At 58.8% G+C, this 23,188-nt stretch carries 23 protein-coding genes; 11 read left to right on the top strand and 12 right to left on the bottom strand.

Annotation, left to right across the window (positions count from 1 at the left end; translation table 11 throughout):
• Positions 1 to 55 precede the first annotated feature (55 nt).
• Together GH656_RS12690 and ffh are read right to left on the bottom strand one after the other, a co-directional pair.
• Positions 56 to 607, bottom strand: a complete 552-nt coding sequence (locus tag GH656_RS12690) for a hypoxanthine-guanine phosphoribosyltransferase (RefSeq protein ID WP_153076273.1) — start codon at positions 605 to 607, stop codon at positions 56 to 58.
• Between the two features lie 117 nt (positions 608 to 724).
• Complete coding sequence (ffh, locus tag GH656_RS12685; RefSeq protein ID WP_153076272.1) at positions 725 to 2,092, bottom strand: signal recognition particle protein; 1,368 nt, start codon at positions 2,090 to 2,092, stop codon at positions 725 to 727.
• Positions 2,093 to 2,174: 82 nt separating this feature from the next.
• Here ffh and GH656_RS12680 point away from each other — a divergent pair, with 82 nt between their 5' ends.
• The 8 genes from GH656_RS12680 (at position 2,175) to GH656_RS12645 (ending at position 10,259) form a co-directional block, all read left to right on the top strand.
• Positions 2,175 to 3,092 carry a cytochrome C assembly family protein gene (locus GH656_RS12680; RefSeq protein WP_153076271.1) on the top strand — a complete coding sequence of 306 codons (918 nt, stop codon included), beginning with the start codon at positions 2,175 to 2,177 and terminating at the stop codon, positions 3,090 to 3,092.
• Positions 3,093 to 3,099: 7 nt separating this feature from the next.
• Positions 3,100 to 3,387: a PP0621 family protein gene (locus GH656_RS12675; protein WP_153076270.1), complete on the top strand. Its 288-nt coding sequence runs from the start codon at positions 3,100 to 3,102 to the stop codon at positions 3,385 to 3,387.
• Positions 3,384 to 3,980, top strand: a complete 597-nt coding sequence (gene ampD / locus GH656_RS12670) for a 1,6-anhydro-N-acetylmuramyl-L-alanine amidase AmpD (protein WP_153076269.1) — start codon at positions 3,384 to 3,386, stop codon at positions 3,978 to 3,980. The genes GH656_RS12675 and ampD overlap by 4 nt, the downstream gene beginning before the upstream one ends.
• Before the next feature lie 472 nt (positions 3,981 to 4,452).
• Positions 4,453 to 7,431 carry a ribonucleoside-diphosphate reductase subunit alpha gene (locus GH656_RS12665; protein ID WP_153076268.1) on the top strand — a complete coding sequence of 993 codons (2,979 nt, stop codon included), beginning with the start codon at positions 4,453 to 4,455 and terminating at the stop codon, positions 7,429 to 7,431.
• A gap of 98 nt (positions 7,432 to 7,529) precedes the next feature.
• Complete coding sequence (locus GH656_RS12660) at positions 7,530 to 7,859, top strand: hypothetical protein (RefSeq protein WP_153076267.1); 330 nt, start codon at positions 7,530 to 7,532, stop codon at positions 7,857 to 7,859.
• Between the two features lie 11 nt (positions 7,860 to 7,870).
• A complete protein-coding gene (locus GH656_RS12655) occupies positions 7,871 to 9,061 on the top strand; it encodes a ribonucleotide-diphosphate reductase subunit beta (RefSeq protein ID WP_153076266.1) in 1,191 nt (396 codons plus the stop codon).
• A gap of 78 nt (positions 9,062 to 9,139) precedes the next feature.
• Positions 9,140 to 9,445, top strand: coding sequence for a hypothetical protein (locus GH656_RS18075; protein ID WP_153076265.1), 306 nt, complete (start codon positions 9,140 to 9,142; stop codon positions 9,443 to 9,445).
• 31 nt (positions 9,446 to 9,476) lie between these two features.
• A complete protein-coding gene (locus GH656_RS12645; protein ID WP_425495862.1) occupies positions 9,477 to 10,259 on the top strand; it encodes a histone H1-like DNA-binding protein in 783 nt (260 codons plus the stop codon).
• Between the two features lie 294 nt (positions 10,260 to 10,553).
• Here GH656_RS12645 and GH656_RS12640 read toward each other — a convergent pair whose 3' ends face one another.
• The 10 genes from GH656_RS12640 to GH656_RS12595 form a co-directional block, all read right to left on the bottom strand.
• Positions 10,554 to 11,030, bottom strand: coding sequence for an outer membrane lipoprotein (locus GH656_RS12640; protein ID WP_153076264.1), 477 nt, complete (start codon positions 11,028 to 11,030; stop codon positions 10,554 to 10,556).
• A 24-nt stretch (positions 11,031 to 11,054) separates the two neighbouring features.
• Positions 11,055 to 12,008, bottom strand: coding sequence for a carbohydrate kinase family protein (locus GH656_RS12635; protein WP_153076263.1), 954 nt, complete (start codon positions 12,006 to 12,008; stop codon positions 11,055 to 11,057).
• 86 nt (positions 12,009 to 12,094) lie between these two features.
• Positions 12,095 to 12,595: a thiol peroxidase gene (tpx, locus tag GH656_RS12630; protein ID WP_153076262.1), complete on the bottom strand. Its 501-nt coding sequence runs from the start codon at positions 12,593 to 12,595 to the stop codon at positions 12,095 to 12,097.
• 54 nt (positions 12,596 to 12,649) lie between these two features.
• A complete protein-coding gene (locus tag GH656_RS12625) occupies positions 12,650 to 13,816 on the bottom strand; it encodes a zinc-ribbon and DUF3426 domain-containing protein (protein ID WP_153076261.1) in 1,167 nt (388 codons plus the stop codon).
• A gap of 51 nt (positions 13,817 to 13,867) precedes the next feature.
• Positions 13,868 to 14,770 (bottom strand): 50S ribosomal protein L11 methyltransferase, encoded by a 903-nt coding sequence (prmA, locus tag GH656_RS12620; RefSeq protein WP_153076260.1) that lies wholly within the window; start codon positions 14,768 to 14,770, stop codon positions 13,868 to 13,870.
• A gap of 3 nt (positions 14,771 to 14,773) precedes the next feature.
• Positions 14,774 to 16,141: an acetyl-CoA carboxylase biotin carboxylase subunit gene (accC, locus tag GH656_RS12615; protein WP_153076259.1), complete on the bottom strand. Its 1,368-nt coding sequence runs from the start codon at positions 16,139 to 16,141 to the stop codon at positions 14,774 to 14,776.
• A gap of 121 nt (positions 16,142 to 16,262) precedes the next feature.
• Complete coding sequence (gene accB, locus GH656_RS12610; RefSeq protein ID WP_153076258.1) at positions 16,263 to 16,736, bottom strand: acetyl-CoA carboxylase biotin carboxyl carrier protein; 474 nt, start codon at positions 16,734 to 16,736, stop codon at positions 16,263 to 16,265.
• A 73-nt stretch (positions 16,737 to 16,809) separates the two neighbouring features.
• On the bottom strand, positions 16,810 to 17,265 hold the full coding sequence (gene aroQ, locus GH656_RS12605; RefSeq protein ID WP_153076257.1) for a type II 3-dehydroquinate dehydratase: 456 nt from the start codon (positions 17,263 to 17,265) through the stop codon (positions 16,810 to 16,812).
• Positions 17,266 to 17,459: 194 nt separating this feature from the next.
• Positions 17,460 to 18,002, bottom strand: coding sequence for a TlpA family protein disulfide reductase (locus tag GH656_RS12600; protein ID WP_153076256.1), 543 nt, complete (start codon positions 18,000 to 18,002; stop codon positions 17,460 to 17,462).
• A gap of 21 nt (positions 18,003 to 18,023) precedes the next feature.
• Positions 18,024 to 18,695, bottom strand: coding sequence for a UDP-N-acetylmuramate--alanine ligase (locus tag GH656_RS12595; protein WP_153076255.1), 672 nt, complete (start codon positions 18,693 to 18,695; stop codon positions 18,024 to 18,026).
• Positions 18,696 to 18,897: 202 nt separating this feature from the next.
• Between GH656_RS12595 and mpl the strand changes: the two genes are divergently transcribed.
• The 3 genes from mpl to GH656_RS12580 all read left to right on the top strand — a co-directional run bounded on the left by mpl (position 18,898) and on the right by GH656_RS12580 (position 23,188).
• The gene (gene mpl, locus GH656_RS12590) at positions 18,898 to 20,307 is read left to right on the top strand and encodes a UDP-N-acetylmuramate:L-alanyl-gamma-D-glutamyl-meso-diaminopimelate ligase (RefSeq protein ID WP_153076254.1); all 1,410 of its coding nucleotides are present in this window, start codon (positions 18,898 to 18,900) and stop codon (positions 20,305 to 20,307) included.
• Positions 20,304 to 20,891, top strand: a complete 588-nt coding sequence (locus GH656_RS12585) for a YqiA/YcfP family alpha/beta fold hydrolase (protein ID WP_153076253.1) — start codon at positions 20,304 to 20,306, stop codon at positions 20,889 to 20,891. Before mpl ends, GH656_RS12585 begins: the two co-directional genes overlap by 4 nt.
• Positions 20,892 to 21,013: 122 nt before the next feature.
• Positions 21,014 to 23,188 (top strand): ribonuclease catalytic domain-containing protein, encoded by a 2,175-nt coding sequence (locus tag GH656_RS12580; RefSeq protein WP_153076252.1) that lies wholly within the window; start codon positions 21,014 to 21,016, stop codon positions 23,186 to 23,188.

Raw genomic sequence — 23,188 nt, 5'->3', positions numbered from 1 at the left:
AACCTTTGGAGTGCAACTCATCAGGCCGCTTTTTGTTTAAACGCGCGGCGTGTTTTTAAACCAGGCTGGTCAACGCGCGAATGCCCGGCAGATTACGCCAGTACCCCTTGGCATCCATACCGCAACCGAACACATAACGGTTCGGCACGGCAAAGCCGCAGAAATCAGGGTGTAACGGTTTTTCTTGCGGGAGGGTTTTTTCGCATAGCACCGCGCTCAAAAAGCGTTTGGCCCCCATGGCGAGGATCCGGTCGCGGATTGCCGCCATGGTTTCGCCTTCGTCAAGAATGTCATCGAGAACGAGCACCACGCGATCTTTGACTGATTCGGCTGGCGCGACACGCCATTGCATTTCGTTGCCGCCTTGAGTGGTATTGCGATAGCGGGTCAGGTGGATGTAGTCGAATTCAAGCGGGAAATCGAGGTGCGGCAGCAGCATGCCGGTGAAAACCGCCGCGCCGCCCATGACGGAAAGCACCAGTGGGAAATCATCGCTGATCTCGGCGCGAATGGCCGCAGCCATGGTTCCGATAGATGCACTAACGTCGTGGGCCGATATGATTTCTTCGGACTGTTGGAGTATCTGGAGAGCTTCTTCTCGATTCATGACGTCTGGCGAGTGAGTAACGGGGGGGCTGGTAGGGCCTGGGGGCTTGAAAGAACGCAGAAGAGCGTGGCGTGCACCTGAGGAACTATGTCCGGGCTGGCGCACGCCGCCTCAACCTTAACGCATGCCGGGCAGCATGCCCTTCATGCCTCGCATCATCTTCTGCATGTTGCCGCCCTTGAGCTTTTTCATCATTGTGCGCATCTGGTCGTACTGGTTCAGCATCCGATTCACTTCCTGCACCTGCACGCCCGCGCCTGCAGCGATACGGCGTTTGCGCGTGGCCTTGATAAGTTCGGGTTTGGCGCGCTCTGCCGGGGTCATGGAGCAGATGATGCCTTCCATGCGGCGCATCTGTTTTTCCGCCTGGCCCATATCAGCCCCCGAGGCGGCTTGCTGAAATTGGGCAGGGAGCTTGTCCATCAAGGTGGAAAGGCCACCCATGTTTTTCATTTGTGACAGTTGCGCGCGGAAATCATTGAGATCAAAGTCGCCGCCTTTTTTTACCTTGTCGGCGAGTTTTTGCGCCGCTTGAACATCCACGCCGCGCTGCGCTTCTTCAACCAGCGCGAGGATGTCGCCCATCCCGAGAATCCGGTTCGCCATCCGGTCAGGATGGAACACCTCAAGGCCATCGAGTTTTTCTGCTACCCCGACGAACTTGATTGGCTTGCCGGTGATGTGGCGTACTGACAGAGCGGCACCGCCTCGTGAATCACCATCGAGTTTGGTGAGCACCACGCCTGTTAGCGGCAGTGCATCGTTGAAGGCCTTGGCGGTATTAACGGCGTCCTGGCCCAGCATGGCGTCGACGACGAACAGGGTTTCGACAGGATTGAGCGCCTGATGCAGGGCGGTGATTTCTTGCATCATGGCCTCGTCAATCCCGAGGCGGCCTGCCGTATCGACTAGCACTACATCGTGGTAATGACGTTTGGCCCAGTCGACGGCGGCGCGTGCAATATCAACGGGTTTTTGTTCGGGCTCTGAAGGGAAGAAATCGGCACCCACCTGTTCGGTGACGGATTTCAGCTGTGCAATGGCGGCTGGGCGGTAGACGTCGCACGACACCGTGAGCACTTTCTTTTTGTGCTTTTCGCGCAGCAGCTTGGCCAGCTTGCCGACGGTCGTTGTTTTGCCTGCGCCTTGCAGCCCGGCCATCAGGATGATCGCGGGTGGCGTGACGGCGAGATTGAGTTCGACGGCTTGACCTTCATAATCGCCACCGATCACTGCGGTCAGTTCGCGCTGTACCACGCCAACCAGAGCCTGGCCGGGTGACAGGCTGCTGAGTACTTCTTCGCCGAGCGCTTTTTCTTTTACTCTGGCGACAAATTCGCGCACCACGGGCAACGCAACGTCTGCCTCAAGGAGGGCGAGCCGTACTTCGCGCAGCATGTCTTGTGTGTTGGCCTCGGTAAGCCGGGCTTCGCCGCGCAGCGTCTTGACGACGCGCGCCATCCGTTGGGTCAGATTGTCGAGCATGGGGATCAGTCTGGCAGTGCGGCCCGTGTGGCACGTGATGCCGGATGGCGTCGTGGGGCAGGGCCTAGTGTAAACTTCGAAGATGGATATTGTACTGTATGCCCTTACTGTGCTTCTGTATGGCGGTCTCGCTGTGGCGGGCTGGCATGCGCACCGGCGCGCCGGCGTGCCGGCGATGCTGGGCCGCGTGCCCGCGATGGCGGGTATGCCAGCGGCCACTGGTGCAGCAGGTCTAGGCCGCTACGGCCGTGTGATGCTGCTGGTTGCGCTGCTCGCGCATGGCGTGCTGCTGCACGTCACTATTTTTCCGCAAAACGCGATGGTGTTTGGTTTCGCGTTCGCGTTGTCCGCAATGCTCTGGCTCGGCGTGGGCATCTACTGGATCGAGAGTTTCTTTTTCCCGCTAGATGGCTTGCGGTTGCTGGTGTTGCCTCTCGCTTGTATTGCGGCCTTGCTGCCGCTAGCGTTTGGCGGCACTAGGGTTTTGTCGTATTCAGCGGCACCGCTCTTCAAACTCCATTTTCTGATTGCCAACATTGCATATGGGTTGTTTGCGATTGCAGCGCTGCATGCCGTTTTAATGTTGCTTGTCGAGCGCCGGCTTCACGCGATGCGTGGCGGGGCGCTGCAGCAACAAGGCGCGGCAGCTGGCAATGGCTGGCTTGCGAGCTGGCTCGATACGCTGCCGCCGCTCCTCACGCTCGAAAAATTGCTGTTTCGCCTGATCGGCGCGGGTTTTGTGCTGCTCACGCTGACCCTGCTTTCGGGCATCCTGTTTAATGAGCAACTGGTTGGCCGGGCACTGGTGCTGGATCACAAAACCGTGTTTGCCATTCTCTCGTGGCTGATGTTTGGCGCGCTGCTGACCGCGCGCAAAGTGTCGGGCTGGCGTGGGCGGGCGGCATTGCGTTGGGTGCTGGTGTCGTTTGTCGCGCTGCTGTTTGCTTATGTGGGCAGCCGTTTTGTGTTCGAGGTGCTGATGCACCATCCTGTGATCTGAACCTCTTATGCGACAAATTTTTCTGCTGATCGTGCTGTTTTTTGTCGGGCACTGGCTGTCCCGCAAGCTGAAGCGTGCCCAGGGTCGTCAAGAGCCACATTCGCGGCCGAATCAGGCGAGTGGCACTGCTTCATCGCCTGGCACCCCCCGTCTTGCTGAACCCATGATTCGCTGCGCCGAATGTGGAGTGCATGCGCCGAAGAGCGATTCGGTTACCGTGGCGGGGCAGGCGTTTTGCTGCGCTGACCACGCGCAGCGTCATGCTGCGCGGTCTGCGGGCCGTGATGCGCGATGAGCGCGAGTATTGCTATTGCACCTGATGGCTGGAGCGCTGCGGCGCACCTGCTGCCGTCGCCGAATGCCGACGAGCGTCCCGAGGGGGTGGTGCCAACCCTTGTCGTGATCCACAACATCAGCTTGCCGCCGGATACCTTTGGCGGTAGCGCGATTGCAGAGCTATTCCAGAACGCCCTTGATTGTGCTGCTCACCCGTACTACGACAGTCATCTGCGTGGCGTGCGAGTGTCGGCGCATTTCGTGATTCACCGGACCGGCATGCTGGAACAGTTCGTGTCCTGTAACCGGCGAGCCTGGCATGCCGGACTGTCGAATTTTCTCGGGCGCGAACGGTGCAATGATTTTTCTGTGGGCATCGAGCTGGAAGGCAGCGACACCACGCCTTTTACTTCCCCGCAATATCAAGTGCTGGCGCGCCTCGTCACAGCTCTGATTGAGCGCTATCCGATGACGGCCATCGCTGGTCATTCGGATCTTGCGCCTGGCCGTAAAACCGACCCCGGGCCGTATTTTGACTGGGCTCGCCTGCAGTCCGATACGGCGCTTCCCGCCGATTATTTCCCCTATCTCAAGCCGCCCACCGCGCGATAACGCTTGCTATTTCCGCATGTAATAGCGCCCGGTGTCGTGTGCCTTTTTGCGCCTGCTCGCGCTGGCCTTATGGCGGCCCAGCCAGGTAAAAGTCAAGGCTGGAGCAGCAAATATAATAATTTGAGATATCGGTTGGTTCCACTATACTTGGTGCCATCGGTTCTATTTTTCACTATATGTTGTGTTGGTAGGGCGGCGCTGTCATAGCGCCGCTAACCTTTTCAGCACAGCCAGAACAGGCTTTGCAGTGTGGCTGGCCAGGCGTCAGCGGCACGCGCAGGATCAAGGGAACACCATGACAACCGGTTGTGCCGGGGTGATGAAAACCGCCGCTGGTTTATGCGTTCCCGCTGCTGGTTCTCTGGCCTTGCTGTTTTCCTCAGGCTTTTATTTGCCTGCGTCCTTTGCGACGCAGCGCCCGTTTTAATTCGCGGTTTCTTTCCGCACATTTTCAACACCAGGAGCTTTGCACATGCAAACGACCGATAACGCGACGACCCGGTACGAGGGTGCATCCATTGGCCATGCCCATGGTGGGCAGGCACCAGATGAATCACTGGTATCCCAGACCACGTTCGCCGATTACAAGGTAATTCGCCGCAACGGTGGCGTTGTGTTGTTCGAGCCGTCAAAAATCTCGATCGCAGTGACCAAGGCTTTTCTGGCGGTCAATGGCGGTCAGGGCGCAGCATCGGCGCGTGTGCGTGAACAGGTCGAGCAACTGACGCAAAGCGTGGTGCGTGCATTGCTGCGCAGCCGCCCAAATGGCGGGACGTTCCATATCGAAGATATTCAGGATCAGGTTGAACTTGCGCTGATGCGAGGTGGCGAGCATCACGTTGCGCGTGCTTACGTGCTGTACCGCGAAAAACGCAGTCAGGCCCGTGGCCATGAGCCTGAAGTGGCGGCTGGCGTATCGGGCTTGACCGTTGTCGATGGCGGGGTGTCGCGGCCGCTTGATCTGGGTGCGTTGCGCGGCATCATCGAATCCGCCTGTGCAAATCTGGGCGAAGCGGTTGTAGCGGAGCCGATCGTCGCAGAAACGGTGAAGAACCTGTACGACGGCGTTCCGATGACCCAGGTGTATGACTCGGCCATCCTCGCTGCCCGGACGATGATCGAAAAAGATCCGGCCTATAGTCAGGCTACGGCCCGTATCCTGCTGCATACGATCCGCCGTGAAATTCTTGCCGAAGAAGTGACCCAGGAAGCAATGGGCGAGCGCTATGCGGAATATTTCCCGCAGTTCATCAAGCGTGGCGTGCAGGCAGAGCTGCTTGATGAAAAATTGATGCAGTTCGACCTGAAGCGTCTGGGTGCGGCACTCGATGCCAACCGCGATCTCCAGTTCGGCTACCTCGGCTTGCAGACGCTGTATGACCGTTATTTCCTGCATCACGATGGTGTGCGGATCGAGTTGCCGCAGGCATTTTTCATGCGCGTGGCGATGGGTCTCGCGCTAAGCGAGATCGACCGTGAAGCCCGTGCGATCGAGTTCTACAACGTGCTCTCCAGCTTCGACTTCATGAGCTCGACGCCGACCCTGTTCAATGCCGGCACGCGCCGTTCGCAGCTGTCGTCGTGCTATCTGACCACGGTCGCCGATGATCTTGATGGTATCTACGAAGCCCTGAAAGAAAACGCGCTGCTGTCGAAGTTTGCGGGTGGTCTGGGCAACGACTGGACCCAGGTCCGGGCGCTGGGCTCCCATATCAAGGGCACCAACGGCAAATCGCAGGGCGTGGTGCCGTTCCTGAAAGTCGTCAACGACACCGCCGTGGCAGTCAACCAGGGCGGCAAGCGCAAGGGCGCGGTGTGCGCCTACCTGGAAACATGGCACCTGGACATCGAAGAGTTTCTGGAGCTGCGCAAAAATACCGGGGATGACCGCCGCCGCACGCACGATATGAACACGTCGAACTGGATTCCCGATCTGTTCATGAAGCGGGTCATGGAAGGCGGCGACTGGACGCTGTTCTCGCCATCCACCTGCCCGGATCTGCATGACAAGTTCGGCGCAGACTTCGAAGCGGCTTATACCGCTTACGAAGACAAAGTGGCTCGCGGCGAAATCAAACTGTTCAAGAAGCTTCCCGCCGCGCAACTGTGGCGCAAGATGCTCGGAATGCTGTTTGAAACCGGCCATCCATGGATCACCTTCAAGGATCCGTGCAATATCCGCAGCCCGCAGCAGCACGTTGGCGTGGTTCACTCATCCAATTTGTGCACCGAGATCACGCTGAACACCAGCGAAACTGAAATTGCTGTGTGCAACCTGGGTTCGGTCAATCTGGTGGCGCACTTGGCAAAGCAGGCTGATGGCACGCTGGCACTCGATCACGACAAGTTGCAGCGCACCATTCGCGTGGCGATGCGGATGCTCGACAACGTGATCGACATCAACTACTACGCGGTTGCCAAGGCACGTAACTCGAACCTGAAGCACCGGCCGGTTGGCATGGGCATCATGGGCTTCCAGGATTGCCTGCATCTGTTGCGCACACCTTATGCATCACAACAGGCGGTTGAGTTTGCCGACCGTTCGATGGAAGCCGTCTGCTACTACGCGTATTACGCCTCCACTGAACTGGCAGAAGAGCGCGGCCGCTATTCGAGCTATCGCGGTTCGCTGTGGGATCGCGGCATCCTGCCGCAAGACACGCTGAAGTTGCTGGCCGATGCCCGTGGCGGTTACGTTGAAGTTGATTCGAGCGAATCCATGGACTGGTCCGGGCTGCGTGCACGGATTGCGACCCACGGCATGCGCAACTCCAACTGCGTGGCAATTGCTCCTACCGCGACCATCTCGAACATCATCGGCGTGTCGGCCTGCATTGAACCAACGTTCCAGAATTTGTATGTGAAGTCGAACCTGTCCGGCGAATTCACGGTGGTGAACGATTACCTGGTGCGAGACTTGAAGGAGCGTGGTCTGTGGGATGAGGTGATGGTTGCCGACCTGAAATACTTCGACGGCACGCTGTCACGCATTGACCGTATTCCGGCTGATCTGCGCGCGATCTATGCGACGGCATTTGAAATTGATCCGCGCTGGCTGGTCGAAGCGGCATCGCGGCGCCAGAAGTGGATTGACCAGGCGCAGTCGCTGAATATTTATATGGGCGGCGCGTCGGGCAAGAAGCTCGATGAGGTGTACAAGCTAGCGTGGCTGCGTGGCTTGAAGACAACCTACTATCTCCGCACGATGTCGGCGACGCACGTTGAGAAATCGACGGTGGCGCATGGTGCGTTGAACTCGGTGTCGTCTGGCGGCAGCTCTGGCGGTGACGATAGTTCAGGCGGTGCGGCAGGTGGTTCGAGCGGCTTTGGTTCGAGCGGCGGTGCGGCTGGACACGACGGAATGCAGGCCTCAGCGGAGCAAGCGGATGGTCCGGTGTGCATGATGCGTCCGGGCGATCCTGGCTTCGAAGAATGTGAGGCATGCCAGTAATCACGCTGGCATCGCGCTGATTAGCAGGTGCATGAACCGGGCGCGCAACGTTGCCCGGACCGGATGGAAAACACCGAACGGTGGGCAACGAAATATGCGTGCTGTTCGGGCACCGGTCTTCATGGGAATCCAGCCTGCAACTGAAGCCTGATGATCCAGAAAAGAAGCGTGGGACGATCCAGGCCGGCCACGCAATACAGACTGAGAATACAGATTGGCAGCCCATCGAAATCACCTGGTCTCGATGGGCTTTCGACACCGCAGCGCGCTTCGATGCCGCACACTGTTCGTACCTCTTGAGAGTGCATGCGCACGATGGATTGAACAAAGTGTTGTATGAAGGTCGCAACGCGAATCGAAAACAGGAACTTTCATCAGCGAAGTCTTTTAACGCTGATGAAAAGATGGTACAAACCGTTCTAAATTGATGGTGAAATTTATGCTTAACTGGGATGACGAGATTACTGCGGCGAAGCCTTCAGCCAAAGCGCCAATGGATGTACTGCGCAATGCTGAAACAACGCGTTCCGCGCATCAGGCTCCCTCGGCTCACGACACTTTTTCAAGCGACATCGCTGTGGCACCTCACCCGGCACCAGCAGCTAACACCGAAGCACGGGTGAACGTCGCCGACAAGCGCATCATCAACGGCCAGACTGACGTTAATCAGCTGGTGCCATTCAAATACAAATGGGCGTGGGAAAAATACCTTGCGGGTTGTGCCAATCACTGGATGCCGCAGGAAGTTAACATGTCCCGCGACATCGCTCTCTGGAAAGACCCTAACGGGTTGACTGAAGATGAGCGCCGGGTAATCAAGCGCAATCTAGGTTTCTTCGTGACGGCGGATTCGCTGGCTGCGAACAATATCGTGCTGGGAACCTATCGCCACATCACCGCGCCCGAATGCCGCCAGTATCTGCTGCGTCAGGCATTCGAAGAAGCGATCCACACCCACGCCTACCAATATATTGTCGAATCGCTGGGCCTCGACGAAGGCGAGATTTTCAACGCCTATCACGAAGTCGACTCAATCCGTGCGAAAGACGAATTCCTGATTCCATTCATCCACACGCTGACCGATCCAGCTTTCAAAACAGGCACGCCTGATGCAGACCAGAAGCTGCTGAAATCACTGATTGTTTTCGCCTGCGTGATGGAAGGACTGTTTTTTTACGTCGGATTTACACAAATTCTCGCGCTTGGTCGTCAGAACAAGATGACGGGTGCTGCGGAACAGTATCAGTACATCCTGCGTGACGAGTCGATGCACTGCAATTTCGGCATTGACCTGATTAACCAGATCAAGCTCGAAAATCCGCATTTATGGACTGCCGAGTTCCGCGCAGAAATTCGTGAAATATTCAAGGAAGCGGTAGATCTTGAATACCGCTACGCCGAAGATACGATGCCACGTGGCGTGCTGGGTCTGAATGCGTCGATGTTCAAAGGTTATCTGCGCTTCATTTGCAACCGTCGTTGCCAGCAGATCGGCCTTGATCCGTTATTCCCGAACGAGGAAAACCCGTTTCCGTGGATGAGCGAAATGATTGATTTGAAGAAGGAACGTAACTTCTTCGAGACGCGTGTCATTGACTATCAGACAGGCGGTGCCCTGACTTGGGAGTAAACCGGGTGGGTGCCAGTTGACATTGTCGAAAGGGATGCCGGTGTGTATCGGCATACAGATGAGAAACAGGACTGCCTGATGCAAAGCGTGCCCGGTGCCTTTATGGCCCATCAACTTGACAGGCACTTTGCGAACCCTTCAATGGGGCGGGCAAACTTCTCCCGAAAAAGTTGCTACCGATGTAGCGGCTCGATCAAGCGATTGTTGGCGTTGGCATTCGACGCTAGCTGGATTTGGCGCGCAGTGCCCGAAGGCACGGCGCGCCTTGCCGTATTCATTAGCGTAAGCGCGTTGCATCTGCGTGCGCCGATGAATAGCCCGCTTCGTAGTACACGCCCTGAGAAGCGTCTGCGAGAAGCGGGTTTTGACGAAGGGTGTAGTTGAACTGACTCTCATCTGAAACCTGAAGGAGAAAATGATGGCACTTGCCAAGAAAAAAACTGCTGCCAAGACGGCCGCAGTTAAAAAAGTTGCCGCAAAGAAGGCTGCTCCGGCGAAGAAAGCCGTAGCAAAAAAAGTTGCGGTGAAAAAGGTTGCTGCGAAGAAAGTTGCGGTGAAGAAGGTCGCTGCGAAGAAGGCGGCTCCGGTCAAGAAAGTTGCGGCTAAAAAAGTTGCGGTGAAGAAGGTCGCGGCGAAGAAAGTAGCGGTTAAGAAGGTCGCTGCGAAAAAAGCCGTGCCCGCGAAGAAAGTCGCAGCTAAAAAAGTAGCGGTTAAGAAAGTCGCTGCGAAGAAGGTTGCGGCGAAGAAAGTAGCGGTCAAGAAAGTAGCTGCGAAAAAAGCCGCGCCCGCGAAGAAAGTCGCAGTTAAAAAAGTAGCGGCTAAAAAAGCACCCGCTAAAAAGGCGGTAGCCAAAAAAGCAGCTGCACCGGCGAAGAAGGTCGTAGCCAAAAAAGCGGCTGCACCGGCGAAGAAGGCCGCAGCTAAAAAGGCGGCTGCACCGGCGAAGAAAGCCGCAGCGCCAGCCAAAAAGGCTGCGGCTCCAGCGAAAAAAGCCGTAGCTCCTGTCAGCAAGGCGGCTGCTCCCGCGAAGAAAGCGGCTGTGCCAGCGAAAAAGGCTACTCCAGCGAAGAAGGCTGTGGCGAAGAAAGCCGCACCCGCAGCTGCAGCACCGGTCGTATCTAACGCGCCTGCTTCAGGTGTAAAGACGACGCTGAATCCAGCTGCGGCATGGCCGTTTCCGACGGGTAGCCGTCCGTAAATGCTGGGCGCTTAAGTTGACTGGGAGCGAATTCGAGTGAACTTAAGCGACGCGCGGCATAGCGTGATGAGCGGCGCTGATTGAACTGATCGGGCTGTTTGATTAAGCCGATTGATTCAGTGACCATCCCGCCACCAGTTGTTCTGGTGGCGGGATTTTTTATGCTGATTCAGACCTGGCGGCTGCCGCGATGAATTTCGTCAGCCAATGATTCGGCAATGAAAAAGGGCGTATGCATCAGCCGATGCATACGCCCTTATCTCGAGCAGCGTGTGAAGCTTGAAAGGCCTGGCGCTAGTGCGTTACGCGGGTCACGCCGCCACTGGAAAGCAGTCGCACACGTTCACCGGCACGGAAGATTTCGCCCGTTGCGGTTTGGGTGATGGCGCGAATATCGCCGTTATCCAGACGTACGGTAATTTCAACGCCGTTGCGCATGGCAGTGCCGTTTTCGATCGCGTTACCCGCGACTGCGCCAGCCAGCCCGCCGACAATCCCCGTCAGTATCGAGCCGCGCCCACCGCCAATGGCACTACCCGCGACCGCGCCCAGCGCGCCACCCCCCAGCACACCAAGCCCGCTGGACTGGCCATTGTTGGCACTGATCTTCACAGCGCGCACGCTGTCGACGGTGCCCATCCGGACGGTCTCTTCGCGCATGGCCTGCGATGCCGTATACACATCAGCCGAGCTGTTATGAGTTGCACATCCTGCCAGCACTACTGAGCCGCCAATCAGGACCATTACTACCAGGCGGGTCGATATTTTCATTTCATGCACTCCCGATAAGCTTGTTCAAGCTTGATTGAATGACGGCAGGTCATAACCAAAGGCCTGCTTGAACCGGTTTTGGATGTCAGCGGGCGTTGGTGCGTAGTTTTGCGGCCCCAGATGTTCGATTTTCAGGGCACCCATCAGGCTGGCGAGACGTCCGGTGGTGGCCCATCCGAGCTGGTGCTCGATTCCGTACAGCAGACCGCCGCGAAACGCATCGCCGCAACCGGTTGGGTCAAGCACCTGCTGTGCCGTGACAGCGGGAATGTCTTCAATACCGCCAGCATGATGAATCTGCGCGCCATGCTCGCCGAGGGTGATGATCAGCGCTTCGACCTTGCTGGCGATTTCTTCAATCGACCAGCCGGTCTTGTTGCTGACCAGTTTTGCTTCGTAGTCGTTGACCGCGACATAGGTAGCAAGTTCAATCATCCGGCGTAGCGTTGCGCCATCAAACAAGGGCAAGCCCTGGCCTGGATCAAAGAGAAAGGGTATGCCAGCGGCGGCGAGCTGTTCGGAGTGCTGCACCATGCCGTCATAGCCGTCTGGCGCGACGATGCCCAACGTGATGTTGTCGGCTTCGTCAGCGCGGTTCAGGTGCGATTGCATCATTGCGCCCGGGTGGAACGCGGTGATCTGATTGTTGTCGAGGTCGGTGGTAATCATCGCCTGCGCCGAATAAGTGCCGGGCAGCACGCGGATATTGGTTTTTTTCAGACCCAGGCTGTCGAGCCGCTCAAGGTAACGGGCGGCATCGACCTCGCCCAGCGTCGCCATGATGCGTGCGTCACCGCCGAGCAAGTGCAGCGCGTAGCCGATATTGCCCGCGCAGCCGCCAAACTCACTGCGCATCGTTGGCACCAGAAAACTTACGTTCAGGATATGAACCTGCTCAGGCAGGATGTGCTCCCGAAAGCGGCCTTCGAAGGTCATGATGTTGTCGTAGGCGAGCGAGCCGCAAATGAGCGTAGCCAAGGTGAGGTGTCCTGTAAAAATGGAAAAGGGAGCACGGATGCCAAAACGCCGCGCAAAAGCGCGGCGTTTTGCCTTGCACGGCGTGTTTACTTCAGTGCGCTGAGTGCCGCGTCGTAGTTCGGTTCGTCCTTGATTTCACGAACCAGTTCGGCATGCACCACTTTGTCGTTTTCGTCGATGACCACCACGGCGCGTGCCGTCAGGCCGGTGAGCGGGCCGCTGGTCACGTCAACGCCGTAGGCTTGGGCGAAATCGTGGCCACGGAAGGTCGACGCGGTGACCACGTTTTGCAGGCCTTCTGTGCTGCAAAAGCGCGATGCCGCGAAGGGCAGGTCGCCTGACACGACGATCACGGCCGTGTTGGCAAGCTTGCCTGCCGCTTCATTGAACTTGCGGGTGGACGTGGCACAAGTCGGCGTGTCTAGACTCGGAACAATGTTGAGCACCTTGCGTTTGCCAGTGAAATCAGCAAGCGACAGCGGTTTCAGATCTTGTCCAACGAGTGAGAATGCGGGTGCTTTCTGGCCAACCGACGGGAACGTGCCTGCTACTTCGATAGGGTTTCCACCCAGCGTAACTTGACTCATATGGTGCTCCTGACTGAAAGTGCGCCCGCCTGTGGCTGGGCGCACAAGGGCGCGTTACGGATAAAAAATCTGCACGCGAAAATTGACGGCGATGGCCGTGCCGGTATCGAGATGCACGATCATCGTTTGCGTAGTTTGTGGGGGCAGGCCGGTTGTCACCGAGGTGCCTGGGCTCACATAGTCTTGCGGCCAGAGAACGCGGCGCATGGCGATGTTGTTGTGTTCGTCGAGCAGCGTGAGCTCGGCGGCTGGATAAGCCAGTGTCAGATCGCTGCGGTTGCGCAGCGGCATGCGTAGTTCAAGCCGGTGCGGGCCATCAACCTGACGCAGGTCAGAAGGCTCGATGAGCAGGCCATCAATATCGCGCGGTGGACTGACTGAACAGCCCAACTGGACGCAAGCCTTGTTAAACAGTTTCTGCGAATGTGGCCAGTAGACCATCACGGTTTCGCGTTGCCACCATGCGAGCTGCAGTACCAGCGCGGCGAGCAGCACAAGCACGAGCAGTGTGCCCACGATTTTCCAGCCGGTGCGGCGTGGAGCGCCTTCGCGTGTTTCGCGCGTGACAGCAAAATGCGCTTCATCGTCGGAGAGCGGTGGCAGTGGCGCGGGTGTCGCAGCGGAGAGGTTCAGATGAGGCTCGTTTGGGCCCGCATGCGCGGTATTTCCGGTGTATTCGGGCTGCGGTGCGCTGCGTTGCGAGGGTTCCTCGGGCGTATTCCCGCTGAACGGTGCTGCTGGCATACCTGGTTCGCGGGGCGGCTCAACCGGCAGGGCGGGCGCTAGCGTGGCCGGTTTGGCATGCGGATTTGCCTGGTAGAGGGGCGAGGCACGGAACGGCGTGCCGGGAGGTAACGCGGTGATATTGGCTATCAGTGCCTTTGCTGGCGGAATGTGCGCGGAATTCTGCCGCAAGGACGGGGCTATGGAGGCTCGTGTGGCAGGCGTCCATGGGTTCCAGCCTGCTGCTGTGAAGTCTGGTGCCGGGGGGCGTGCGGCGGCTGGATTTGCTGGGCCGGAGGTCAGCTCCACCACGGTTTCGGCGGCGACAGGCGTTGCCGTGTCGAGGTGGTCGCTGCTAGTGGTTTCGAACAGGCTGCCCGAAGCATCAAATACTTCCTGGCAATGGCCGCAGCGCACAAGCCCCTGACGCAGCGCTAGCTGCGCGGGCTGGAGACGAAAGACGGTTTCACAGAAAGGGCAGCGTGTCGCCAGAATCATGTTGAGCGCGAAAGCCCGTGGGCTGGTGAGGGTTGAAGAATACGTCGCATTCTAATGGCTTTCACGCCGTGTCCCCGTTAGACAGACCCAGCCGTCATGTTCACGCCAGACTGTCATGTCGAGCCATTGCTGGTAAATCTGCGCGACTTCCTGCGCTTGCCGCGCAAGAATACCTGACAGCGCAATCCGCCCGCCCGGCTTGACCTTCGACGCCAGCATCGACGCCATCAGCTTGAGCGGGTTGGACAGAATATTGGCAATGACGATATCGAACTCTCCTGGTGGGCAGGCATCCGGCAGGCCATAGGTGACTTCGGCCTGATTGCGTTCGCTATTGCTGCGTGCGGACGCGACGGCTTGTGGATCAATGTCGATGCCAAACACCGGATTGGCACCGCATTTTTTCGCCAGGATAGCGAGGATGCCCGAGCCACAGCCGTAGTCGAGCACCGATTGCCCCGTTGCGACGGATTGTTCGAGCCATTCCATACACAGCCGGGTAGTCGGATGGCTGCCCGTGCCGAAAGCGAGACCGGGGTCGAGTTCAAGCACGAGCGCGTCAGGATCGGGAGCGGCATGCCAGGACGGCACCACCCAGATGCGCTCGCCAACCGGAATCGGCTCGAACTGGGATTGAGTCAGACGCACCCAGTCCTGCTCGGCCACTTCGTGCAGCGTGAATTCGGGCACGGGATCAAGCCCGAGGGTATTAGCGGCAGCGGTGAGCAGCACGGCTGGATCGTGTTCGTCGGCCAGCAGTGCAAGCACCCGCGAGTGCCGCCATGCCGCGTGCTCGGGAATCAGCCCGGGCTCGCCGAAGAGCGGTTGCTCATCAGGCGTATCCGCGTCGGCATCTTCGACGGATACCGATAGCGCGCCGAGATCCAGCAGCGTGTCGGACAAGCTTTCCGCGTGCTCGCGCGCCAGCGTAACGACTAGTTCCCGGTAGCTCATCGCTTATGCCTCTTCCGGTGCGGCTTGCAGCTTGGCCGCGAGGCGGTTTTCGAGGTAATGGATGCTGGTGCCGCCTTCAACGAATTTCGCGTCTAGCATCATTTCGCGGTGCAGCGGAATGTTGGTTTGAATTCCTTCGACCACCATTTCGGACAGGGCGATGCGCATGCGCTTGATGGCCTGCTCACGGGTCGCACCATAGGCGATCAGCTTGCCGATCATCGAGTCGTAATTCGGTGGGACGAAATAGCCGTTGTAGGCGTGTGAATCAACCCGAATGCCTGGGCCGCCAGGCATGTGCCATGACGTGAGGCGTCCAGGTGACGGTGTGAATTTGAACGGGTCTTCGGCGTTGATCCGGCATTCAATGGCATGGCCTTTGAACACGATGTCGCGCTGACGGAAAGCGAGTTTTTCGCCAGCCGCGATGCGGATCTGCTCCTGCACGATATCGACGCCTGTGATGAGTTCCGTCACAGGATGTTCGACCTGAACCCGTGTGTTCATTTCGATGAAATAGAACTCGTTGTTCTCGTACAGAAATTCAAACGTGCCTGCGCCCAGGTAGCCCATTTTCTTGCACGCGTCCGCGCAGCGGTCGCCGATACGGTCGATCAGGCGGCGGGCGATGCCTGGCGCGGGTGCTTCTTCGATGACTTTCTGGTGGCGGCGTTGCATGGAGCAGTCGCGCTCGCCAAGCCAGATCGCGTTCTTGAATGAATCAGCGAGGATCTGGATTTCGATGTGCCGCGGGTTTTCGAGGAATTTCTCCATGTAAACCTGCGGATTGCCGAATGCCCGGCCCGCTTCTTCGCGTGTCATGTTGACCGCGTTGACTAATGCTGCTTCGGTGTGGACCACGCGCATGCCACGTCCGCCACCGCCGCCTGCTGCTTTGATAATCACCGGATAGCCGATGGAGCGGGCGATTTTGACGATTTCTTTGGGGTCTTCGGGCAGTGCGCCTTCGGAGCCTGGTACACAGGGCACGCCCGTTTTAATCATGGTCTGCTTCGCGGAGACTTTGTCGCCCATCAGGCGAATGGTCTCGGGGCGCGGGCCAATAAAAACGAAGCCTGATTGTTCGACGCGTTCGGCGAAGTCCGCGTTTTCAGACAAAAAGCCGTAGCCTGGGTGAATGGCTTCAGCATCCGTTACTTCAGCCGCGCTGATGAGCGCAGGCATATTCAGGTAGCTCAGGTTCGACGGTGCCGGGCCGATACACACGGCTTCATCGGCAAGCCGCACATACTTGGCTTCCTTGTCCGCTTCTGAATAAACGACGACGGTTTTGACGCCTAGTTCGCGGCACGCCCGTTGGATACGGAGTGCAATTTCGCCGCGATTGGCAATGAGAATTTTTTCGAACATAACGGATTATCGACTCATCAATGGGCAGCCAATGCCAGACACACAAGCCGGAACTGCCTCAGAGGATCGGTCGCGTGCCTGTCAGCGGCACGCGGAAGGCAAACGCACCACGCGCTGCGGGCTAACCGACGACGAACAGCGGTTGACCGTATTCGACGGCCTGGCCGTTTTCGACCAGGATTTCTTTGACGACGCCTGATTGATCCGACTCGATTTCGTTAAGCAGTTTCATCGCTTCGATGATGCAGATGGTCTGGCCTTCCTTGACCGTATCGCCTACCTGGACAAACGGATCAGCGCCCGGTGAGGGAGCACGATAGAACGTGCCAACCATCGGTGAGGTGACGACATGGCCTTGTGGTACCGCTTCAGCCGGGGCAGCGGGAGCGCCGCCGCTTGCTGCATCCACTACACCGCCCATTGGAGCCGGTGCGGGCGCGGACATTTGCGGTGCGTAGGAGGTGGATGGCTGCACGTAAACTGGGGGTGCATTCTTGACGATCCGAACCTTGCCTTCGCCTTCAGTCACTTCGAGTTCTGAAATGCCTGATTCGGAGACGAGGTCGATGAGAGTTTTCAGCTTGCGTAAATCCATAGAACATCTCCTTTCAATGCGTAGCATGCTGGCGTAGCGTGACGCCAGCACTCAATAGACGTGTGAGGTGGAACTAGCCGCGTGCGGCACCGGCCTGAAGCCGGTCGAGCGCGAATTCCAGTGCGTACAGATAACCCTTCCAGCCAAAACCACAAATCACGCCTTCAGCCTGGTCAGATAAATACGAGTGATGCCGGAATGCCTCGCGGCGATGCACGTTCGACAGGTGAATTTCGACGAATGGAATGCCTACGCCAGCGAGTGCATCGCGGATCGCTACGCTGGTGTGCGTATAGGCGGCAGGATTAATCAGAATGAAGTGGGTTTGTTCGAGGCGGGCAGCTTGAATCCGGTCGACTAGTGCGCCTTCGTGATTGCTCTGGAAGGTGGTGAGCTCGACCCCGGCGTCGCCAGCCCGGTCAGAGAGCGCCTGATCGATTTGCGGCAATGTCACATGGCCATAGACCTCTGGTTCCCGGGTGCCGAGAAGATTGAGATTCGGGCCATGCAGTACCAGCAATCGCGTCATGGTGCTTCTGTTTTCGTGGAATTGGCCGCACTTTAGCGCTGTTTAGAGAAATTTGTCTAGTTTCACCGACGCTCCGCCCGGGTTTGGACGGGCGGAGCGGAGGCTAAAACTTTCCAACTTCTGGTAATGCCAGGTAAATTGCATCTAATTTATGCCGTTCAGCGGCCAATCTGGCTTGAAGTCACGATAAACAACTACAGCGCATCAAGGGTCTGTCTCAACTCTTTTTGCTGAATTTGTCCTAGTTTTGTTGAGCGAACGACGCCGTTGGCGTCGATTACGACGGTAAAGGGCAGGCCGCCGGCCTGATTGCCGAATGCCCGTGCCAGTTCAGCGCCGCCAAACCCTGTCACATACACCGGGTAATCCACGTTGACTTTTTGCAGGAAGGCTTTGACGTTTTGTTCTGAGTCGACGCCAAGCCCAATGAACTGCACGCCTTTTTTCGCGTACTCGTGATGTAGCGCGACCAGTTCGGGCATTTCCTCAACGCAGGGAGCGCACCACGAAGCCCAGAAGTTGACCACGACCGCGTGCCCTTTGAAGCGGCTCAATGACTGGCTGGCGCCATCAGGGTTGGTGACGGCGGCGGTCCATAACTGTTCGACCGCATTGGGTTGCGCCGGGGCGGTGGCCAGGTGTGCGCTGCGATTGAAGAACATATGGCTGGCGTAGCCACCGGCCAGGGTGGCGAGTACAGCGATGGCTGCTGCGGCCAGAATCCGTTTGGTTTTCATGGGGTTCGATGGATAGAAGTGCTAGTGGGAAGCCGGGTGGGCCAAGGGCTGGCTGGCATCCAGCAGAGCCTGCACTGCGCGCGCGTCGGCTCGGGCCTGGCGGCCACGGGCGTTGGCCCGGACTGCGCCGCGCAGATCGTCGGTGGTGTAAAGCGCAAGGTGGATGCCGACCGGTTCAGCGCCTGGTTCCGTTTGATTGGGTGTGCTGGCGGGACGCCAAAGGAAGCTCAGGGTTTCGACGTCGCCGCGCCCGGCGAAATGACGGGTTTCGGTGACGTCGTATTGAATTCTGGCGTTGAGAAGATAAATCGCAATTTCTTTGCTGTTGTCGTGAAACATCTGCAGATGCACATCCGAATGCACGCCCGCTGTGCCGCTTAACACCGCGCCGGTCAGATAGGGGTTGAAGGGCGCAAGCCGCTGCATCCAGTCGAGTGCGGCTTCGCGCAGCCGTCGCAGCAGCAAGGGCTGGCTCTCGCTTTGGAATAGCGCCTGATATTCGCGTATTTCTTCTTCAATCTGGTCGTTGCCGGGCAGCCATTCACCCGCTAGGCGGGCTTCTCCGGTTATCTGCCGGGCTGCTTTGCGTTTGGCTGTGGAGTAGTCGAGACCGTCTTCAGCGATCAGACGGGCCGCGGCGATGGCGATTTCTTCGCGCACGCGCTGGGGATCGAAATGTGATTTGCGCACCATCGGGCAATCATACTAGATCGCCCATCTGGCCCATGCGGTGCCCTTTCATCCCAGACGGTCGCCGCAGGGCCGTCAGTTACAATAGCGACCTTTGCGAAACGGCCACTCTGGGCCGCGCTGGCGTCGCCGCTGCTGTGTTTTTGCGGCGGCGCTTTTCCATGTCATCCCCCAATCTCAACGGCCCCCGTGGCATCACTGGCTTATGCATATTCACATCCTCGGCATCTGCGGCACGTTCATGGGCGGTTTGGCGGTTTTGGCGCGGGAGGCGGGGCACACCGTGACCGGATGCGACGCCGGGGTCTACCCACCCATGAGCACCCAACTGGAGGCCCAGGGCATTCGTCTGATAGAAGGCTATGGCGCGGAACAGCTTGAGCTGCAGCCGGATCTGTTTGTGGTGGGGAATGTGGTTTCGCGCGGCAATCCGCTGATGGAGGCGATTCTTGATCGCGGTCTGCCGTATACGTCGGGGCCGCAATGGCTCGGCGAACATGTTTTGAACGGCAAATGGGTGCTGGCAGTGGCGGGCACGCATGGCAAAACCACCACGAGTTCGATGCTGGCCTGGCTGCTGGACGATGCCGGGCTGAATCCGGGCTTTCTGATCGGTGGCGTGCCGCTGAATTTCGGCGTATCGGCACGGCTGACTGATTCGAGCTTCTTCGTGATCGAGGCCGACGAATACGACACCGCGTTTTTCGACAAGCGTTCGAAATTCGTGCATTACCGGCCACGCACCGTCGTGCTGAACAACCTTGAATTCGATCACGCCGATATCTTTGCCGATCTCGCTGCCATCGAAACCCAGTTTCATCATCTGGTTCGCACCGTGCCGGGCGTTGGCCGCATTGTCACAAATGGGCAACAGGATGCGTTAGAGCGGGTGCTTACGCGTGGCTGCTGGAGCGAGGTCGAGCGCTTTGGGGTGGCGGGTGGCTGGCAGGCGCTGGCGGCTGAAGATGGCGTGCCGGTCGACCAGCGTTTCGCGGTGTACTGGCAAAGCCAGCGTGTGGGCCACGTCGAGTGGCAGGTGCAGGGAGAACATAACCGGATGAATGCGCTAGCCGCGCTGGCGGCTGCCCGTCATGTCGGTGTGCCGCCAGCGCAGGCTGCGCAGTCGCTGGGCGCTTTTCGCAACGTGAAGCGGCGGATGGAGATTCGCGGCAGCGTGGATGGCGTGACGGTCTATGACGATTTCGCGCATCACCCCAGTGCGATTGCGACCACTATCGCCGGGCTGCGCACGCGGGTCGGACGTGAGCGCACGCGGATTCTGGCGGTGCTGGAGCCGCGCTCAAATACGATGAAACTCGGCGTGATGAAGGCTCAGTTGCCAGCTAGCCTGGCTGACGCGGACAAGGTGTTTGGCTATGGCGCGTCAGCGGGACGCGACGCGCTGGGCTGGGATCTGGCGCAGGCGCTGGCCGCGCTGGGTGACAAGGCCCAGGCGTTTCATCAGCTTGATGAGCTGGTCCACGCAGTGGTTGCGCAAGCGCAGCCAGGCGACCAGATTCTGGTGATGAGCAACGGCGGGTTCGGCGGCGTACACCAGAAGCTGCTCGATGCGCTTTCCGCGCGGCGTATCGGGAGAGAGCGAGGTGTCGCGTGATTCTGTATCTGCATGGCTTTCGCTCGTCGCCTGATTCATTCAAGGCGCGCGTGCTGGCCGCCCGGCTCGCTGCGCTGGGGCGCAGTGACGAATGGTGCTGCCCAATGCTGCCGGTGTCCCCGCTGGCGGCGGTGGAGCTGGTCGAAACGCTGGTCAGCGCGGCACCGGCTGGGCCGGTTAGCGTGATTGGCAGCTCGCTGGGCGGCTACTTCGCCACGTATCTGGCGCAAAAACATGGCTGGCCCGCTGCGCTGCTCAATCCCGCGATCGTGCCGCAACGCGATCTCACTGCATATCTGGGCGAACAGCCGCTGTGGCATGGCGGCGGCAGTATCGTCGTCGAGCCGCATCATCTGGATGAATTGCGCTCGCTTGAGGTCACCGCTATCACGCATCCAGAACGCTATTTTTTGCTGGCCGCCAAAGGCGATGAAGTGCTTGATTATCGAGATATGCTCGCGCGTTATCCGGGGGCGCATACCCGAGTGCTAGAGGGCAGCAATCACGCCATCAGCGAGTTCGGGCAATACGCTGACGAGGTGCTCGCGTTTTGCGATGCGGCTCCGCGCGTGCCGGGCGGGTAACGCTCGCGCGCTTGCGCCACGCTCGGCGAAATCCTTTTTATTTACCACCATCACGATCATCTGCGAGCTGCATGAGCTAAACCAGTGCAGCCGCCGATGGGCGTCAGAACGAGAGTATTTGAGTGAACGTTTTTTTTGAGGAATCGGGCAGTTTCAAGGCAGGTAGCGTCCTGTCGCGTCAAGGCGACGCGCTTCAGGTCGAGCTGCCGGGCGGTCGCCGCACCAAAGTGCGCACTAAAGACGTGCTGATCGAATTCGACCGGCCAGCTGCGGCCGAGCTGATGGAGCAAGCCGATGCGCTGGCTCAAGGGATCGACCTGGGTTTTTTATGGGAATGCGCCCCCGAAGAAGAGTTTCCGTTTGCCACGCTAGGTGCTGAATATTTTGGTGAAGCTTTTGGCCCAGTTGAACGCGCTGGGCTGATTTTGCGCATGCATGGCGCGCCAGTGTATTTCCGCCGGAAGGGGCGCGGCCAGTATCAACGCGCACCGCATGAGCAGTTGCAGATGGCGTTGGCGTCGCTCGAACGCAAGCGTCAGCAGGCGCTGGTTCAGGCTGAATACGAAAACGAAATGAAGGCTGGCCGGTTGCCAGAGGCATTCACAGGCAAGGTGCTGGGCTTGCTGACCAAGCCTGACAAAAACACGATCGAATACAAGGCACTGGAAGCCGCGGCGGCGGCGCGCGGGATGTCGATGGCGCGCCTGATGCTGGAATGCGGTGGCATCGCCTCGCCGCGCGCGTTGCACGAAGCGCGTTTTTTATCAGAGCAGTTTCCGCATGGCACGGCTTTCCCGCCAGTAACTGTTGGCCCGGTTCCCGACGATTTGCCGCAGGCCGCCATCGAAGCCTTCTCGATTGACGACATCACCACGACCGAGATCGACGATGCGTTTTCGGTTGAGCATCTGGCGGATGGCCGCGTGCGTATCGGCGTGCATATCGCCGCGCCAGCGCTGGGCATTGAGCGTGGTGATCCGGTGGATGCGATTGCGCGCGCGCGTCTGTCCACTGTGTATATGCCGGGCGACAAAATCACGATGCTGCCCGATGCCGTGGTCGAAGCTTTCACGCTGGCCGAAGGCGGCTTGCGCCCCGCGTTGTCGCTGTATGTGATCGTGAACCGTGAGACTCAGGAGATCGTGGCCAGCGAAACCCGTGCCGAGCGCGTATTCGTTAAACACAACTTGCGCCACAACACGCTTGATGAACTGGTGAGTGAAGAAAGCCTCGCAGCAGGCACTGGCGAGTATCCGCACAAGGACGACATCGCAGTGCTCTGGCCGTTTGCTCAGGCGTTGTTCGAAAAGCGCCAGCAGGCTCGGGCCGGTTATGGCTTGCGGCGCGAAGTGCAGCGCAATACCGATTTCAATTTTTATGTCGAAGGCGAGCACGTGACGATCACGCCACGGCGGCGCGGCTCGCCGCTCGATACGATCGTCGCTGAGCTGGCGATCCTGGCGAATTCATCCTGGGGGGCGTTGCTGAACGATCACGGTGTGCCCGGCATCTACCGCTCGCAACGTGCGTTTGGTGCGCCCAGCGGCCCGAAGCGCACGCGCATGCAGACCAGCGCGGCACCGCACGAAGGCTTGGGGGTCGAGCAGTACGCGTGGAGCACCTCACCGTTGCGCCGTTATGTTGATCTGGTGAACCAGTGGCAGTTGCTGGCCTGCGTACGCCACGGCGTGACGGCCAAGCTCGTGGCCCCCTTCAAGCCTAAGGATGCGGATCTGTTTGCCGTGGTTCAGGGCTTTGACGATACGTATTCGGCGTATGCCGATTACCAGCGGCGCATGGAGTACTTCTGGTGTCTGCGCTGGCTTAAGCAGGAAAACAAAAAGCAGGTGGCGGCTGCTGTGGTGAAGGATGACCTGGTGCGTCTCGAAGAGATTCCACTGCTGCTGCACGTGCCCGGACTTGGCGTGCATGCGCGCGGCACGCGGGTGCTGCTGGAAGTGATGGGGCTTGATGAGCTGACGATTGAAGCCTCCGTGCGCTTGCTGAACGTGATTGCCGCGCCAGCAGCCGTGACAGAGCATGACGCAGCCGATGAAGCCGCAGACGCAGACGCAGACGCAGACGCAGCCGATGAAGCCGATGAAGCCGATGAAGCCGATGAAAGCGCTGAGCGCGGCGAAGATGAGCCGGACCTCGCGGATGAATCAACTGAAAGCGAAGCGGAAGCCCAAGCCGAGGCCCAGACCGGCGTGGCATCAGCCGCAACAACAGCAATGGACGAAGCCACACCAGATCAGGCGGCTAGCACCTTGATACCTTCGACGCCAGGAAGCTGA

It is taken from the genome of Paraburkholderia bonniea (genome assembly GCF_009455625.1).
Taxonomy (GTDB): Bacteria; Pseudomonadota; Gammaproteobacteria; order Burkholderiales; family Burkholderiaceae; genus Paraburkholderia; species Paraburkholderia bonniea.
This window is presented reverse-complemented; position numbering and strand designations above follow the sequence as displayed.